This window comes from uncultured Winogradskyella sp., from assembly GCF_947495255.1.
Taxonomy (GTDB): Bacteria; Bacteroidota; Bacteroidia; order Flavobacteriales; family Flavobacteriaceae; genus Winogradskyella.
This window is the reverse complement of the sequence record NZ_CANLYI010000006.1, coordinates 246284-261324: the sequence shown is the minus strand read 5'-3', so window position 1 is coordinate 261324 and position 15041 is coordinate 246284. Positions and strand designations below refer to the sequence as shown.

Annotated in this window: 19 protein-coding genes; 11 read left to right on the top strand and 8 right to left on the bottom strand. The window is 29.2% G+C overall.

Annotated features, from left to right (window positions below; genetic code table 11):
- Nucleotides 1-82: 82 nt before the first annotated feature.
- From Q0807_RS11505 to Q0807_RS11485, 5 genes are all read right to left on the bottom strand, one after another.
- The gene (locus Q0807_RS11505; protein WP_299109989.1) at nt 83-949 is read right to left on the bottom strand and encodes an outer membrane beta-barrel protein; all 867 of its coding nucleotides are present in this window, start codon (nt 947-949) and stop codon (nt 83-85) included.
- Nucleotides 950-1518: 569 nt separating this feature from the next.
- Entirely contained in the window at nt 1519-1701 is a 183-nt protein-coding gene (locus Q0807_RS11500; RefSeq protein WP_299109987.1) for a hypothetical protein, read from the bottom strand.
- An 88-nt stretch (nt 1702-1789) separates the two neighbouring features.
- Entirely contained in the window at nt 1790-2482 is a 693-nt protein-coding gene (locus Q0807_RS11495; RefSeq protein ID WP_299109984.1) for a DUF4386 domain-containing protein, read from the bottom strand.
- Nucleotides 2483-2572: 90 nt separating this feature from the next.
- Nucleotides 2573-3673: a serine hydrolase gene (locus Q0807_RS11490; protein ID WP_299109982.1), complete on the bottom strand. Its 1101-nt coding sequence runs from the start codon at nt 3671-3673 to the stop codon at nt 2573-2575.
- Between the two features lie 99 nt (nt 3674-3772).
- Nucleotides 3773-4861 (bottom strand): serine hydrolase, encoded by a 1089-nt coding sequence (locus Q0807_RS11485; protein WP_299109980.1) that lies wholly within the window; start codon nt 4859-4861, stop codon nt 3773-3775.
- A 230-nt stretch (nt 4862-5091) separates the two neighbouring features.
- Here Q0807_RS11485 and Q0807_RS11480 point away from each other — a divergent pair, with 230 nt between their 5' ends.
- The 10 genes from Q0807_RS11480 (at nt 5092) to Q0807_RS11435 (ending at nt 12723) form a co-directional block, all read left to right on the top strand.
- Complete coding sequence (locus Q0807_RS11480; RefSeq protein ID WP_299109978.1) at nt 5092-6039, top strand: sensor histidine kinase; 948 nt, start codon at nt 5092-5094, stop codon at nt 6037-6039.
- Nucleotides 6039-6737 (top strand): LytTR family DNA-binding domain-containing protein, encoded by a 699-nt coding sequence (locus tag Q0807_RS11475; RefSeq protein WP_299109976.1) that lies wholly within the window; start codon nt 6039-6041, stop codon nt 6735-6737. Before Q0807_RS11480 ends, Q0807_RS11475 begins: the two co-directional genes overlap by 1 nt.
- Before the next feature lie 140 nt (nt 6738-6877).
- Nucleotides 6878-7369: a sigma-70 family RNA polymerase sigma factor gene (locus Q0807_RS11470; RefSeq protein ID WP_299109973.1), complete on the top strand. Its 492-nt coding sequence runs from the start codon at nt 6878-6880 to the stop codon at nt 7367-7369.
- Complete coding sequence (locus tag Q0807_RS11465; RefSeq protein ID WP_299109972.1) at nt 7353-8009, top strand: hypothetical protein; 657 nt, start codon at nt 7353-7355, stop codon at nt 8007-8009. Before Q0807_RS11470 ends, Q0807_RS11465 begins: the two co-directional genes overlap by 17 nt.
- A gap of 113 nt (nt 8010-8122) precedes the next feature.
- Nucleotides 8123-8575, top strand: a complete 453-nt coding sequence (locus Q0807_RS11460) for a hypothetical protein (RefSeq protein WP_299109970.1) — start codon at nt 8123-8125, stop codon at nt 8573-8575.
- 119 nt (nt 8576-8694) lie between these two features.
- The gene (locus Q0807_RS11455; protein ID WP_299109968.1) at nt 8695-10089 is read left to right on the top strand and encodes a S9 family peptidase; all 1395 of its coding nucleotides are present in this window, start codon (nt 8695-8697) and stop codon (nt 10087-10089) included.
- Nucleotides 10090-10155: 66 nt separating this feature from the next.
- The gene (locus Q0807_RS11450) at nt 10156-10545 is read left to right on the top strand and encodes a hypothetical protein (protein ID WP_299109966.1); all 390 of its coding nucleotides are present in this window, start codon (nt 10156-10158) and stop codon (nt 10543-10545) included.
- Between the two features lie 11 nt (nt 10546-10556).
- Nucleotides 10557-10808: a hypothetical protein gene (locus tag Q0807_RS11445; RefSeq protein ID WP_299109964.1), complete on the top strand. Its 252-nt coding sequence runs from the start codon at nt 10557-10559 to the stop codon at nt 10806-10808.
- A gap of 120 nt (nt 10809-10928) precedes the next feature.
- Nucleotides 10929-11810, top strand: a complete 882-nt coding sequence (locus Q0807_RS11440) for an alpha/beta fold hydrolase (protein ID WP_299109961.1) — start codon at nt 10929-10931, stop codon at nt 11808-11810.
- Between the two features lie 49 nt (nt 11811-11859).
- Nucleotides 11860-12723: an alpha/beta hydrolase gene (locus Q0807_RS11435; protein WP_299109957.1), complete on the top strand. Its 864-nt coding sequence runs from the start codon at nt 11860-11862 to the stop codon at nt 12721-12723.
- A 304-nt stretch (nt 12724-13027) separates the two neighbouring features.
- Here Q0807_RS11435 and Q0807_RS11430 read toward each other — a convergent pair whose 3' ends face one another.
- The 3 genes from Q0807_RS11430 to Q0807_RS11420 form a co-directional block, all read right to left on the bottom strand.
- Entirely contained in the window at nt 13028-13747 is a 720-nt protein-coding gene (locus Q0807_RS11430) for a hypothetical protein (protein ID WP_299109955.1), read from the bottom strand.
- Between the two features lie 142 nt (nt 13748-13889).
- Nucleotides 13890-14081 carry a cold-shock protein gene (locus tag Q0807_RS11425; RefSeq protein ID WP_299109953.1) on the bottom strand — a complete coding sequence of 64 codons (192 nt, stop codon included), beginning with the start codon at nt 14079-14081 and terminating at the stop codon, nt 13890-13892.
- A gap of 135 nt (nt 14082-14216) precedes the next feature.
- Nucleotides 14217-14408, bottom strand: coding sequence for a cold-shock protein (locus tag Q0807_RS11420; protein WP_299109951.1), 192 nt, complete (start codon nt 14406-14408; stop codon nt 14217-14219).
- Between the two features lie 201 nt (nt 14409-14609).
- Here Q0807_RS11420 and Q0807_RS11415 point away from each other — a divergent pair, with 201 nt between their 5' ends.
- A complete protein-coding gene (locus Q0807_RS11415) occupies nt 14610-14873 on the top strand; it encodes a hypothetical protein (RefSeq protein ID WP_299109948.1) in 264 nt (87 codons plus the stop codon).
- Nucleotides 14874-15041: the final 168 nt, after the last annotated feature.

The window sequence follows — 15041 nt, the reverse complement described above, 5'->3', positions numbered from 1 at the left end:
AAAAAGCCATAACATTAGCACCTATTAATACTTAAATTTAATAGGAGTGAAGTGACATAGGTTATGATACCATGTTAAATTTCTATTGGTGATCTGTGTGTGAACGTTTGAATTTATAAATCACACCAAAATTAATTCCGAATGAGGAATACGGTACTTTTACAGCCAATTCCTTTGATGTATCTGTATTATCACTAGATAATTCATCAACATAAGTGGTGGTTCTATTTGTACCTTCAGGAAGATTATCTAATGAATAAAGACCACTAACAGCAACTGTTCCGTCAGGTAAAACAACATTGGTATTAAATTCAGTAATTTCAGAATCTTTTCGTTTTAAACTAATACCGTAATATTCGGCTTCTACAAAAATACTGAAGTTTGTGTTTAACTGATGTCTGTATCCAATTGCAGCAACAAAACCTAATGGAAATTGTCCATGATAATCTTCCACATAGTTGGTTTCGGTATAGGATCCAAAAGGCACACCAAAAGCATCCGCTTCGGCTTGAGAAAAAGTAGATTTCTGATGAACAAGAGCCTCTGTTTTACCACCTAATTTAACAAGTGCACCAATACGACTATAAACATTGGTGTTAAATCTATAAACTAACGAAGCAGAAGCACCAAAAGCGCGTGCTCTAGCAATAGCATCAACTTCATAACCACCAAAACGAACTTTAGAGACCGTTTGGTCAGAGCCATGCAGATAACCAAGACTTAAATCAGCACCAAAGCGGTCGTTAAAAAAATAAGTACCACGTAATTGGGCATTTAAACCTTCTCCATAACTGCCATAGGTGTTTTCTGTTCCGCTAGTGGTTTGTATTTCACCTATTTTCATTCCGGCACTTCCTATGGCATAACCACCACTTGCCGAAATTTCAAACTGTGCATAAGACGTTGTACTTAATAATAGTGCGGTAAGTACTATAATGAACTGTTTCATAATTGAAGATTTTAATAAGAAAAATGAAGATTTGGACTTCGTTAAAAACCTACATAAAGATATTGATTATAAGTGATTTAGACTGTTAAGTTTTATATAAAAATTGAAGTTTTTATAGTGAATTTATAATTAGTTGTCTTTCAATTTTTTAAATATAATACGGTCGTTTTGTTTGCCATAATAAAGTATGAACTGAAAATTTAGAAAACCACAATTAGCTTGTATATAATCATTAACGTTATAGAACACTATGTGTCATTAGAACTATGATTATGTCAAATATCGCCCAAAAGCGCTATTACGCTAATTGTTATAATTTGTCCTATAATGTACTTGCGTTATGTACAACATGGGCTTTGGTTAAAAGCGCATGTTAGTTTTCTTATTGTAAAAAAAATTAATCTATAAGTTTCTTTACTCAGTTAATGGAACACTCTTTTTCTGAAAGGGTAGAGTAGTGGCGGAAAACGTGTGTGTAATGGAAGTTAAGTAAAACAGTGAATGTCAATAATAAGTTCAACATTCACTGCTTAAAATAAAATAATAGCGTATAATTAATTGCTTCCATGCTATTGAGCCCCATCTTTCAACCCTCCAAATAAAACATTCCTACCTGAAGAACCGTTGGTTAATATTATAATACCAGATTTTGATTCAAAATCGAGCATAAAACGAGAATGCCAACCTTCATTAGATTCACCATGCTTAAGCATTGAAAAGTCGCAATGGGATTTCATTTCCGTCATCATCATAAGCTTTTATTGATTTTCAATACTTTTTTATTGATCTTGAAATTAGAATACTTAAACTTTTAAAGGTTTGAAAATGTTTTTAGCATGATTAACTTATTTGTAATTCTTTTATTCTAGAACCTTTAATTAGAAGCCAAAGCATAAATACTAGTTCACCCAACGCGGTAAACAAACTAAAGCTTGTATTTAGATCGGGAAACAAAAACACTTTTAAATGGCCAACAACGTAACCTATACCTGCAATGATTAATAACCAGCCCAATATTTTTGGGATATAGTCTGCCTTTAGTACTAAAAATCCAAGAAGAATTAGATAAATACCAAATAAAATCAGGCCTAAAAACCATTCGTATTTGTAAGATTTAATATAAAAAAGCATAAATTCTGAAATTTGTTGTGGAGAATTTGAAAGAAAATAAGAAGTTCCTTTTGTTAGGGTAAATACTTTTATCAAATTAGTAACTGCCAACAGATAAACTCCAGTATATAATAATCGAAACCAAGCTGTTAGTAATGATAGGCTTTTATTTACAGGCTTTAAAAATATATAAAGTGCCCAGGCTACAACAATATCTGCTACGATTGTTATAAAGATTAGAAAAATGGCGACATTAAATAAGAATGAATTATTAGTAATGTTAGCTGCAGTTATTAATGCGCTATTTGGGTTTACTAAATCTGGAATTATTTTAAATTCAGCAAAAGGAACCGTTAAAGTCATAATTAGAAGTCCTAATCCTGCTATTGTAGCTGCTTTTGAAAGTGTGATACTTTTATTCATTTTGTTCTAATTTTAATAATTACTTTTTGTTTTGGCCAACAGTTTATCTTGAACAATCTTTTTCTTGTTTTAGATTAGTTCCTTACAGATTCAGTTCTCCCACATTTCCATTTCTATGGATTTATATAATTCATCAAAATTATAAGGGTGGTTTGCAAAAATGATGATAGCTCTTTTTTTATCTGGGTCAATAATAGAAATTGTTCTTACACCAGTATCACCTCCACCATGTTCGTAATATAGATTGTTGTTTATTGCTTTTATAAACCAAGTATAATATCCTAAATGAGGCGTGCTAACTGAAGGGATAATCATTTTTTTAGTTTCGTTTTTTAAGATAAAACTATTGTCATCTGCATTTAAAAAACCTGCAATTAAAGTAGTGTAATCAACAATAGAAGTTCTTAATTGTCCACCAGGATAATCTGGATATCCGTTATGACCTTTAAAGATAAATTCTTTAGCCTTATTTTTAACATAAGTTTTGGCAACTAAACTAGTATCTAAATTCTTTAGAAACCAGCTTGAATTATTCATTTTCATTGGTTTGAAAATATGTTGTTGGCAAAAATCTTCATAATTCATTCCAGACACTTGTTCAACAATATAACCCAGTAATGCAATGCCTGTGTTAGAATATTTAAAATTCAATTTATGGTTTGGTTTATTATCATAGTGACTTTCTTTATAAAGACTTCCACCAGAAACCAAATAATCTTTTAAATACGCTAAGCTAATCTTAGGGTCGCCTTTAGGGTTGCTCCAGTGAGGTCCGTAAAACTTTATATTATCTTTAATTCCGCTTCTATGCTTCAGCAAAAGTTCTACAGTTATTTTTTCATCAGGGAAAAAAGGATTTTCAACTTTAAAAGGTAAATAATTATTAATATCTGTTTTTAAATCAATTTTCCCAGATTCTACCAACTTAAATACCGCCATATTGGTTACTGTTTTAGAAACAGATGCAATGTGAAAAGGTGTGTTTATAGTAGCCTCTTTTTTTAAATTTACATCTCTCAATCCTTTGGCACTAATATGTACAACTTTCCCAGAATCGATAACTGCAACCGCTAATGCAGGTACTTTATTTGCATTTATTTCCGCTTCAATTAGTGAGCTGATTTTTGGATGTATTTGCCCGAAACTAATAGAGGACGCAAAAAGATAGAGTAATAAATATTTTGTTTTCATTTTTGATTGTTTTTTTACTTGCCGAAAGTTATTCGGTATTTGAGTTTTAAATAAATAATGTGATTTTATATTTCCTTTGATGCTAATTATAAAATATAATTAATTGCTACCATGCCATTGAGCCCAATCTTTCAAACCTCCAAATAAAACATTCCTTCCTGAAGAGCCATTGGTTAATATTATAATACCAGATTTTGATTCAAAATCGAGCATAAATCCAGAATGCCAACCTTCATTAGACCCACCATGACCATGCAATGTAAAATCTCCAAAACGATTCATTTCCATATATCCCATTCCGTAATTTCCTTTTGACAATTCTGTTGGTGTTCTTAAAAGTGAAATACTTTTTTCCGTTAGCACAGTATTTTTTGAAAATGATGCTTTTGCAAAAAGAATAAGATCGTCTATTGTTGTATGCAATCCAGCTGCAGCTTGTGCATTGAAAAGCTGTAATGGGATTTCATTTCCTTCTTCATCATAAGCTTTTGCCGATTTTTTCAATATTTTTTTATCGATATTAAAACTAGTATGCTTCATTTTTAAAGGTTTGAAAATGTTTTTCTGCATATAATCACCAAATGTTTCTCCACTCACTTCTTCGATAATAAGTTGTAATATAGAATAGCCTCCACCAGAATATTGCCATTTACTTTCAGGTTCCATAATTAGTTTTACTGCTTCCTCTTCACGGCTATTTCCAGATAGCGATTTAGTAATAGATGTCAGTTCTTCTTTAGATTCGTAACCATTATATCCATGTACAGATAAACCAGCTGTATGTTGCAATAAATTTCTAATGGTTACTTTATCTTCATCAAATTTACTGGTTGGCAATTTCCATTTTGTTATATAAGTTGAGACAGGTGTGTCTAAATCAATCTTTCCGTCTTCTACCATTTTCATAATTCCCCAAGCTGTGAACATTTTAGAGATGGAACCAATATTAAACCCAGTTTTGGAATCAACTTTTACACCAAGCGAAACATTAGAAAAGCCATAACCTTTCTTAATAATCACTCGATCATTTTTAATAATTGCAATTGCCATACCAGGAACATTATTCTCTTTCAATGCAACTGGTATAGAATTATCTAAAGATTTTTGCATCTCCTTTTCGGAAGTCATTTGTGCATTTACGAATAATGACGATAATGCCATTGTAATAATTGTAATTAAAGTTTTCATATGTATTAAGTTTTAAATTTGATGCAAACCTAGAACTGAATAATTGTGTTTTATAACTATTTTGATGAAGTAAGACTATAGAATGTTAAACATCTATTTATGATATTTAAAGTACCTTTATCATCAAATTTTGATTGTTTACATTATGAAAGTGAGCGTTTGTAAAATAAAAGTAAAATCATTGAAACCACTCTATAGATTTGTGTCAAAATCATAAACATTTAGAATACATGAGACACAATAAACTATTTAAAACTGCTGGAATTTTATCAGGAATCATCATTGTACTAATGGTGCTATTAAGAAACACTCAAAGTGAAATTTTCGCAGTATTAACTGGATTATTAGGATTAATGGTCTTTTACACAATTTTATATTATCTCTTTCAAACAGAAAAGGTAAAATTTGGAGCTTCAAATCCAATCATAAAATATATTTTTTATGGAATTAGTATTCCGTTATTAATTTACGGTGTACAAGTAACTACAGGAACTGATGGTTTCCTAAAAGAAGGCATTAGAATTCTTTTGGCTTTTGAAATTAGTTATATAATTTTCTATTGGATATTTAAATATCGAAAAAACATTCAGAAACTTAAAAGTGACAAATTGGAGGCAGAATTAATGCTTTTAAAAAATCAGATAAATCCTCATTTTTTCTTTAATACGTTAAATAATTTATATTCCTTAATTAAAAAAGATGCCGATGCTGCACAAGATTATGTTTTAAAATTATCAGATTTAATGCGATTTACCATTTACGATAGTGGTAAAGAAAGTGTAAAATTAAAAGATGAAATAGACTATTTAATAAACTTTATTGATTTACAAACAGCTAGATATCATAAAAACATTGATATCAATTTTGAAAAAAACATAAACAATTCAGATTCAAGTATAGCGCCTTTACTATTTATCAACTTATTAGAAAACGCCTTTAAGCATGGTGTTGAAAAAGCAACTGAAAATGCATTTGTTCATATAAAACTTATTGAAGATGATAAAAAAATAAGTTTCACAGTTAAAAATAATTACGATGCTGAAGAATCATCAGAAAACATTGGTATTGGTCTAAAAAATTTAAAAGACCGCTTAAATTTATTATATCCAAACAAACACCAATTGTGTGATAATATTGAAGAAAACATTTATTCAACAACTTTAGAAATATACAAATAATGATAAAATATATAATTGTAGACGATGAGACAGCCTCGCATGATAATATTAAAGATTATGCGAGTAACTTATCCTATCTATTTTACCAAAAAAGTTGTTATAATGCTTTTGAAGCCCTTGAATATCTTAATAAACATTCTGTTGATCTTATTTTTTTAGACATCAATATGCCTAAACTCTCTGGACTTGAATTTTTAAAAACACTTTCAAATCCTCCAAAGATTATTATAACGACAGCCTACAAAGAATTTGCTTTAGAAGGTTATGAACTAAATATTGACGATTATTTATTAAAACCGTTTAGCTTTAGTCGTTTTGTAAAATCTGTAAGTAAAGTTTCCGAAGCATTATCTAATAAATCTACTGTAGCTCAAAATAAAGAAACTTCCGAGGATACCAAAATTTTTATAAAAGAAGACAAAAAATACTTTCAAATTAAATTAAAGGATATTCTGTTCATTGAAGCTTATGGAAACTATGTAAAAATTAATATGATTGATAGGATGATTGTTTCACATCAAACACTAACCTCTTTTACCCATAACTTACCAGAAAATCAATTTACAAGGGTTCACAAATCTTTTATTGTTTCCATAGATAAAATTGAACTCATTGAAGGTAATAGAATCCATATAAAGAATCAGAAAATACCAATAGGCAAAATGTATAAGCTTAATGTAAATCGATTATTAAAATAAAATTATTTAGATTGATTTTGAAATTAATCATACAATAACATGACGTGTTCAATATCTTTCAAAAGAGATTTTTTTTTACAATTTTACATTGGTCTGTAATATTTTTTCATTTCTGCCACTAACCAATAAAAACAGCACTATTGAGCAGCGATTTCTATAAAATATCTATTTTACCCTTTGCAGGAATAATCATCAAATTATGTCGAGCTTATACCAACTCACAACAAGATTTTGAAGATTATTATCAAGAAGTGTGTTTACAAATTTGGAGGAGTAAAGATAACTTTCGTGAAGAATCTCAATGGAGTACTTGGGTCTATCGAATTTCATTAAACGTTTGTTTAACCTTACTTAAGAAGAAGAAAAATAACGTTCAACATTTTGTGTCAGACTCTGTAACTGTTGAAGAAACCGAAGACAACTATGCTTTTTCAGACGAATCTCTAAATTTATTATATGATGCTATTCGAAAACTATCAGAAATTGATAGAGCCATTATTATGTTGTACTTAGAAGAAAAATCGCAAAAGGAAATTGCTGAAATTATTGGTACAAACCCTAATAATATTGGTGTACGAGTTAAAAGAATTAAAATTAGATTAAAAAAAATATTAGATGGAAAGATCAATTGAAAATATTTGGAAAGAAGGTTTTCTTAAAAGTGACGATTTAGTAGCACCAAAAATAAACAACCTTTACAACCAAAAATCAATTCATATTATTGATAAATTTAAAAGGATGTTCAAAATTAATTTGATTGCAATTGTAGCATTCTCATTTGCTTTTTTAGTTGTCTCATTTTTTGTAGGCATACCAATAACTGGTGTTATATTTTTTGTGACTCTTTCTGTTCTAGTTTATATTAATAAGAAGTTATTAAATGAGTTAGAGAAAATAGATCTGGGTGAAAGTAGTTATCAATACTTAAAGGCATTTAACCAATGGAAAAATAAACAGCTATCTATCAATATGAAAATATCAAGATTTTTCTACCCAATTATATTTTTAGCAATGATTTTTGGGTTTTGGTTTAAAGATGCTGAAGGTATGTATTTGGGTGAACGACTTGTAGGTGAAATTCTAGTTGGTTTTCCTGAGATCTATTTAGTATTTGGAATCCCATTAATAGGAATTGTTATCGCAATAATAATTCTAGTTTTACTCGCGTTTTTTGGAGCTCGAATTTATAAATGGGATTTAAACGTTATTTATGGAAACGTATTCAAAAAACTAGAAGAATTGATGACAGACATTGAAAGTCTAAGAAGCTAAACATCTCTTAACTGCCTGTGTTTACAGCTATTTATGCGATATTACAAATAAAAATATGTTTTGCATGTAATAAATTTTGTTTTCAGCCACTAATCAAGAAAACACCAATTATTATGACACTACAAGAAGCATCTAACTTTTTTAAAAGTTTAAAAACAGAAACAAGTAAAAAATCTGAAATTAAAGTTTATGATAAATTTCTTCATATACTAACTCAATTGAAATATAGAACACTCTCAGAATACGAAGTTCGTTCCATAGAAACAGAACTTGAGAGTTTGAATTTAGAATCAAATTTAGAGCATAGAAAAAAACACTTTAAGAAAGCACTAACTAAATTTGAAAGCTATTTAAAAGATACATTGAACTTAACTTCGAATGGGTATTACACCGAACGTAGTATAGGATATGGAGTTCTTTTTGGAGTTGTCGCAGGTGTTCTTTTTGGAGAACGTTTTGAAAAATCTATGGGACTTTCATTGGGAATTAGTATTGGGATGTTCATTGGTGCATTTATAGGGCGTCGTTTGGACGCTCAAGCTAAAGCAGCCGGAAATATACTCTAATAACAATTTAACAACAATATAAATAGTTTCTCTATAAATGAGTTATTCAGACTATTTAATTAATAACACACAGTTAAAGAATATTTGGCTTATTCATCATCAATCAAAATTTAACGAACATGAAAACAATAACAATTACTATACTTTTAATAATACTCGCAATTACTAGTGCACTTTCTCAAGATATCACAGGAGATTGGAGCGGAAAAACAAAAAGAGGAGATAAAGAAATCACATTCGTTTTTAACATAGAACAAGAAAACTCAATGTATTCAACCACAATGAATGTACCTACGTTTAGAGTTTCCGGTATAAAACCTTCAGTCACAACTTTTACAAACGGAAAATTAATAATTGATGGTTCTAATGTAGGAATGAACTATGAAGGAGTTTTTAATATAGAAGCGCAACAATTTGAAGGTACTTATAAAGAAGGAGGCGTAGAATTGATATTAAATTTAAAAAAGGGAGCTGTAAAAATGGCAGATTCAAGAAGGCCTCAAGAACCAGTAAAACCTTATCCTTATTATGAAGAAGATGTCCTTTTTAAAAATATTGAAGCAAAAATAACGTTGGCTGGCACTTTAACATTACCAACTAAAAATGGAAAGTTTCCAGTTGCAATTTTAATTAGTGGAAGTGGACCTCAGGATAGGGATGAAAGTTTTATGGGACACAAACCTTTTTTAGTGTTGTCAGATTATTTAACAAAACAAGGCATTGGAGTATTGCGTTTTGATGATCGTGGTATTGGAAAATCTACAGGTGATTTTGGAAATGCAACCACTGAAGATTTTTCTAAAGATGTTTTGAGTGCCATTACATATTTAAAAACCAGAAACGATGTAGATGCAAAAAACATAGGTTTGATTGGTCATAGTGAAGGAGGCATTATTGCGCCTTTAGCTGCAAATAACTCAAAAGACGTTGCTTTTATGGTGTTGCTAGCATCTACAGGAATTTCTGGAACAGAATTGTCTGTAATGCAATCCAAAACATTAAGACAATTTCCTGTTAAAGATGAAGTTGCTTACGAGAAGAACACAAGAAAAGCGATTGCAATTGTAACTTCTAATAAAAGCGAATCCGAAATTAAAGAAGAATTAACAAACCATTATAATGCTTTTTTTAGACCAATCTTAACGTCCTTAAACGTACCAGAAGAGAAAATTAATTTATTTATAGAGAGCCAACTAAAAACAAGTTTAAAGCCATGGTCACGCTATTTTTTACAATACAATCCTGCTGACGAAATAGAAAAATTACAAATACCAGTATTGTCATTAAATGGTAGTAAAGACACGCAAGTAAATGCAAAGGTAAATCAAGAAGGCATAAAAAATGCATTAATTAAAGGCGAAAACAAAGATTATAAAATAGTAGAACTAGAAAATTTAAATCACTTTTTTCAAGAGTGTGAAACAGGAAAGATGGATGAATATAGAAAAATTGAGCAAACATTTTCTCCAACTGCTTTAAAAGAAATTTCTAATTGGATTTTAAAAAGGATTTAAATAGAATAAATACAAACTTGTAATATTTTGTATTACATCTCATCATAAATTTATTAAACATATATAATGAAAATAAAAAAAATAATCACAGTATTGCTAGTTTTACTATTATTAACTAATTGTGAAAAAGATAAAGATATAATTGATAATTCTAATGTATTGATTAACACAACTTGGATTGGTGTTGAAACTTTTAAATGCACGAAACCAGAAGGATGTATTGAACAACTGATTTTCAAATTTAATACAGAAAATGCATTCACTTATCAACATATTGATGGTCATCATGGCACTTATGATACTATTATAAACGGAACGTATACATATTCTCATCCTGTATTAATTCTTAAAACACAAGAAGGAACTCTTAATGCAATGGTTAATGAAAATTACATTTGTCTAGATTCTGGAGTTAATTGTCAAGAAACTAGCGCTGAATTTTTAGTAAAACAATAACGAAGTTTTCTTTGATAATTATATTGTCATTAAATGGAAGTAAAGACACACAAGTAAATGCAAAAATAAATCAAGAAGGCATAAGAAAAGCATTGATAAAAGGCGGCAATAAAGATTATGAAACACATCCTTCACCAACAAGAAGTGCCATTTTTAATGCAGGTAAAGTAAGTCGTATAAATGTTTGTTATTTTATGACTAGTTTAATTATGGACAACTTGGAAAGGGCAGATGCCAGTAATTTATTCAAAGTCTTCTTCTAATAAAAAAATAGAGACTAGAACGCAACTGTAGGAGTTAAACTATTTAAAAATATCTCATTGTTGAGTAATATTTTTCATTCAAGCCACTAACTAATAAAACAACTTAAATTTTGTTAATCTATGAATTTGTCATCAAATACACAAAAATGGCTAGACACCAATTTGTATCCTTTTAAAAATAAATATATTCAATTAGATGCAGGAAAAATGCATTATATAGATGAAGGAAAAGGAGATGTTATATTATTTATTCATGGCACTCCTGCTTGGTCATTTCTTTATAGAGAATATGTTTCCTCATTGTCTGAGCAGTATAGATGTATAGCAATTGACCATATTGGATTTGGATTATCTGAAAAGCCTATTGATTTTGACGGAAGGCCAGAGTCTCATTCAAATAATTTGAACAGTTTTATTGAAGAACTTAATCTTACAGCTATAACACTTGTTGTTCATGACTTTGGAGGTCCAATAGGTTTAGGAACCGCAATTCAAAATAATAATAAAATAAAAAAAATCATTCTTTTTAATAGTTGGTTATGGGAAACAAAGAACAATTTTAAGTCTCAAAAAATAGATAAAATAGTCAATAGTAAAATCGGAAGGTTTTTGTACTTAAAATTGAATTTTTCCCCAAAGTTCCTTTTTAAAAAAGGAATTTATGACAAGAAAAAATTGTCAAAAAAAGTTCATAAACAATACATATACCCTTTCCCAGACAAAGCTTCTAGACAATCATTGCTAAATATTGGTAAATCCTTAGTTGGATCTTCTAATTGGTATCAATTACAATGGAATCTATTAGATAAACTGGAATCAAAACCTTGGTTAATACTTTGGGGTACAAAAGATGAATTCATTACAACTGAGTACTTACAAAAATGGAAAGAAAGATTACCCAATGCAGTAATAAAAGAATTTAATTGTGGTCATTTTTTACAAGAAGAAAAAGCAAAAGAAACAATTACTGAAATTAAGGAATTTATGAAAAAGGATTCTTAAAGACACATAATTCAATCAAAAAAATCACTAAATACTTTATTGACTAAAAATGGAATCACTATATAAATCTGAAACAGGAAAAGCTGAAATTTTAAATCTTTATAATCAAAAATTAAAGGATCTAAATATCAACTATCGGTATCATGAGATTGAAACGGCTTTTGGTAAAACCAATGTAATTGTTACTGGAGATTCATCAAAACCACCAATATTAGTAGTTCATGGTTCAAATGGATGTGCACCAATAGCTTTAGAAACCTATTCAGGTTTAGAATCACACTTTCAGATTTTTGCAGTTGATGTATTGGCGCAACCCAATAAAAGTGTAGAAACACGGTTATCAATGAAAAATGATGATTATGGCAAGTGGCTACATGAAGTCATTGATAATTTAGAGTTGAAAAATGCAACGCTTGCAGGTTTTTCGTTTGGTGGTTTGGTCATTCTAAAGACTCTGGAATTTAAAGATAACAATATAAAGGAAGTGTTTTTAACAGCACCTGCATACATTGCAAACGGTAACCCTTTAAAAGCATTATTTAAAGTGTTTATACCAATGAAACGCTATATGAAATCGAAAAAAATAAAATATGTAGAACGTTTTTTGAATCAGTTATTTACAGAGAAAGACGACTTTGCACTCCAATTTCTTTCAAAAGTATTTTTACATTTTACAATGGACTTTACTCCAGTTCCAGTAATAAATAGGAGAGAAGCCAATTCAATAAAAACACCAATAACATTAATAACAGCTAAAAATGACTTAATGTTTCCTGGCGCAAAAATGATTAAACGTGCTAACAGAATATTTCCTTCATTAAAGAAAACAGTACTATTAGAACAATCTAAACACGTTCAAAACAAAATTGATAATAAACGAATAGTAAATCTTATATGCGATGATTTCGAATAAAATTATTGAGAAAAATAAATGTCTACAAGACATCTTAAATTATTAGTATTTCAAGACAAAAGATATAGAAACCTAAAAAAAACTATTTGGAATTCTACATATAACAAATGCATAGAATTTTATTTTTACTCACGTAATTAGCTTGTAAATAATCATTAACGTTATAGAACACTGTGTGTCACTAGAACTATGATTATATCAAATATCGCCCAAAAGCGCTATTACGCTAATTTTTATAATTTGTCCTATAATTTATATTATGTAAAATAGAATATATCGAGTACTTCTCTATTATTTAAAAAAACTACTCTAACAATGTTTCTAAACTTACTTTCTCTCTGCGTAATTCAGAATGAAATCCTCTAACTAAATCACCATAGGCTTTAATATATAAAAGTCTTAATGATGCAATTCTTGCTTTAAAATTATCATCAGTTCCTAAAAACTTTGCACAGTCCGTCTTACAATGAAAATCTGTAATTAGTTCTGTATACCAAGGTTGTGTCTGTTCTAGAAATTCTAAATTATCAGATAATTTTGCGTAAATCACTTGTTCTATGTCATCTATGTTTTTAAAGTATAACTTATAAATAGCATTTAAATCCGTAAGTTTTTGCGAAGCCTTAGAATTATCTAATTGCGAATTACTAATGAGACTTTGGTTATTTTTATCTAAGCCTAATTCCGTAACCTCAAATAAAATTAAAGAAAATACATTTTTACCTACGGTCTTAGTTTTATCATAACCACGCTTTAAGTAACTTAAATAGACATTATCAAGCGTATCTAATTCTTTTCTAAAATTATCTATTTTAAAAATATCCTTTTCTAACTGAATTAACACCTTTTTTTGCAAAGCTATATTGGTTTCTTTTATTTGGTTCTGACCGCTCCAATTATTAAGGTATAACGCTATGAGAATACCTAAAACAACTAATATTATTTCTCCAATTGCATAGACTAAGTAATTTTTGAGACGCTTCCCTTCTACCATCTTAAACCTTAATTTATTAAATAGTTTCATGGCATTAAAATACAAACTTTCTAGATACTTTTATAACTTACTAATAAGTAAACAGTTAGGTGTAAAATACATTTAAATTAATTATTACTAAAAAAGCCCATCACAATGTGATGGGCTTCTATATTCTAGGTTAAGATATATATTAGATAACTTTTACGTTAACTGCGTTTAATCCTTTTTTTCCTTCTTCAAGATCAAATTCAACTTCATCGCCTTCACGAATTTCGTCAATTAATCCAGAAATGTGAACGAAGTGATCTTTGTCAACTCCTTCTTCAGTGATAAAACCAAATCCTTTGGCATCGTTGAAAAATTTTACTGTTCCTTTACTCATTGTATTATATTTAATTTTAATAATTACTTAATAGTATTCAAAGATAGTGCCAGAAATCTAATATCTATCATATTATCATTAAAAAAACCCATCACAATGTGATGGGCTCCATAATTCTAGGTTAAGTAATATATATTAGATAACTTTTACGTTTACTGCGTTTAATCCTTTTTTGCCTTCTGTAAGATCAAATTCAACGCTATCGCCTTCACGAATTTCGTCTACCAATCCTGAGATGTGTACAAAATGTTCTTTGTTTGAACCTTCTTCTGTTATAAATCCGAAGCCTTTAGCATCGTTGAAGAATTTTACTGTTCCTTTAATCATTGTATTATATTTTATTTTAATAATTACTAGTAAGTATTCAACAATGATGCCAAAATTTAAACACCTGTTAATTATCCGATTTTAAGTCAGTTATAACCTTGTGGTCGATAAAACATGTCGTTTCAACATACAAATTAGAGCTGAAATCAATTTGATAATACCTTTACCTTAGATTACCCTCAGTCTATAAATCTAAATATTATGGAAACAAAATTCTCTTTGTTTAATCAGATTAATAGCTTGTGCTACTGGTTATTAATTTCTAGTGATTACAGAACTTCAGTAAAATTAGATGCAGAAAACGATACGTATAGCGTTTGTATTAAACATGCTGGTGTAGAACTCTATGCTAATACTATAAAAGGTTTTAGTAAACGTAATGCCAACTTCTTAGAACATGAATTGGATGGCATGGTTGCAGGTTTGTTGCATTTAAAACAGAATGTAGAACAGAAGTCTGCTTAATAATAGAACCTTAGTTTAAATTTGAAGTATTAACGTCATTTCGAGTGAATTTACCGTAGTAAATTTGTATCGAGAGTCTTTACTATACTTATAGCTTCTCGATACAAAATTCCATAAAAAGGAATTTCACTCGAAGTGACGAATAAAGTGTTTTCTATTAATATAAGT

Excerpts from the sequence above, each read along its gene's own strand:
- Q0807_RS11425 (WP_299109953.1), bottom strand. The coding sequence starts at position 14,081 with ATGAGTAAAGGAACAGTAAAATTTTTCAACGATGCCAAAGGATTTGGT.
- Q0807_RS11415 (WP_299109948.1), top strand. The coding sequence starts at position 14,610 with ATGGAAACAAAATTCTCTTTGTTTAATCAGATTAATAGCTTGTGCTAC.
- Q0807_RS11455 (WP_299109968.1), top strand. The coding sequence starts at position 8,695 with ATGAAAACAATAACAATTACTATACTTTTAATAATACTCGCAATTACT.
- Q0807_RS11450 (WP_299109966.1), top strand. The coding sequence starts at position 10,156 with ATGAAAATAAAAAAAATAATCACAGTATTGCTAGTTTTACTATTATTA.
- Q0807_RS11440 (WP_299109961.1), top strand. The coding sequence starts at position 10,929 with ATGAATTTGTCATCAAATACACAAAAATGGCTAGACACCAATTTGTAT.
- Q0807_RS11500 (WP_299109987.1), bottom strand. The coding sequence starts at position 1,701 with ATGATGATGACGGAAATGAAATCCCATTGCGACTTTTCAATGCTTAAG.
- Q0807_RS11475 (WP_299109976.1), top strand. The coding sequence starts at position 6,039 with ATGATAAAATATATAATTGTAGACGATGAGACAGCCTCGCATGATAAT.
- Q0807_RS11485 (WP_299109980.1), bottom strand. The coding sequence starts at position 4,861 with ATGAAAACTTTAATTACAATTATTACAATGGCATTATCGTCATTATTC.
- Q0807_RS11480 (WP_299109978.1), top strand. The coding sequence starts at position 5,092 with ATGAGACACAATAAACTATTTAAAACTGCTGGAATTTTATCAGGAATC.
- Q0807_RS11420 (WP_299109951.1), bottom strand. The coding sequence starts at position 14,408 with ATGATTAAAGGAACAGTAAAATTCTTCAACGATGCTAAAGGCTTCGGA.
- Q0807_RS11430 (WP_299109955.1), bottom strand. The coding sequence starts at position 13,747 with ATGAAACTATTTAATAAATTAAGGTTTAAGATGGTAGAAGGGAAGCGT.
- Q0807_RS11505 (WP_299109989.1), bottom strand. The coding sequence starts at position 949 with ATGAAACAGTTCATTATAGTACTTACCGCACTATTATTAAGTACAACG.
- Q0807_RS11435 (WP_299109957.1), top strand. The coding sequence starts at position 11,860 with ATGGAATCACTATATAAATCTGAAACAGGAAAAGCTGAAATTTTAAAT.
- Q0807_RS11465 (WP_299109972.1), top strand. The coding sequence starts at position 7,353 with ATGGAAAGATCAATTGAAAATATTTGGAAAGAAGGTTTTCTTAAAAGT.
- Q0807_RS11490 (WP_299109982.1), bottom strand. The coding sequence starts at position 3,673 with ATGAAAACAAAATATTTATTACTCTATCTTTTTGCGTCCTCTATTAGT.
- Q0807_RS11460 (WP_299109970.1), top strand. The coding sequence starts at position 8,123 with ATGACACTACAAGAAGCATCTAACTTTTTTAAAAGTTTAAAAACAGAA.
- Q0807_RS11495 (WP_299109984.1), bottom strand. The coding sequence starts at position 2,482 with ATGAATAAAAGTATCACACTTTCAAAAGCAGCTACAATAGCAGGATTA.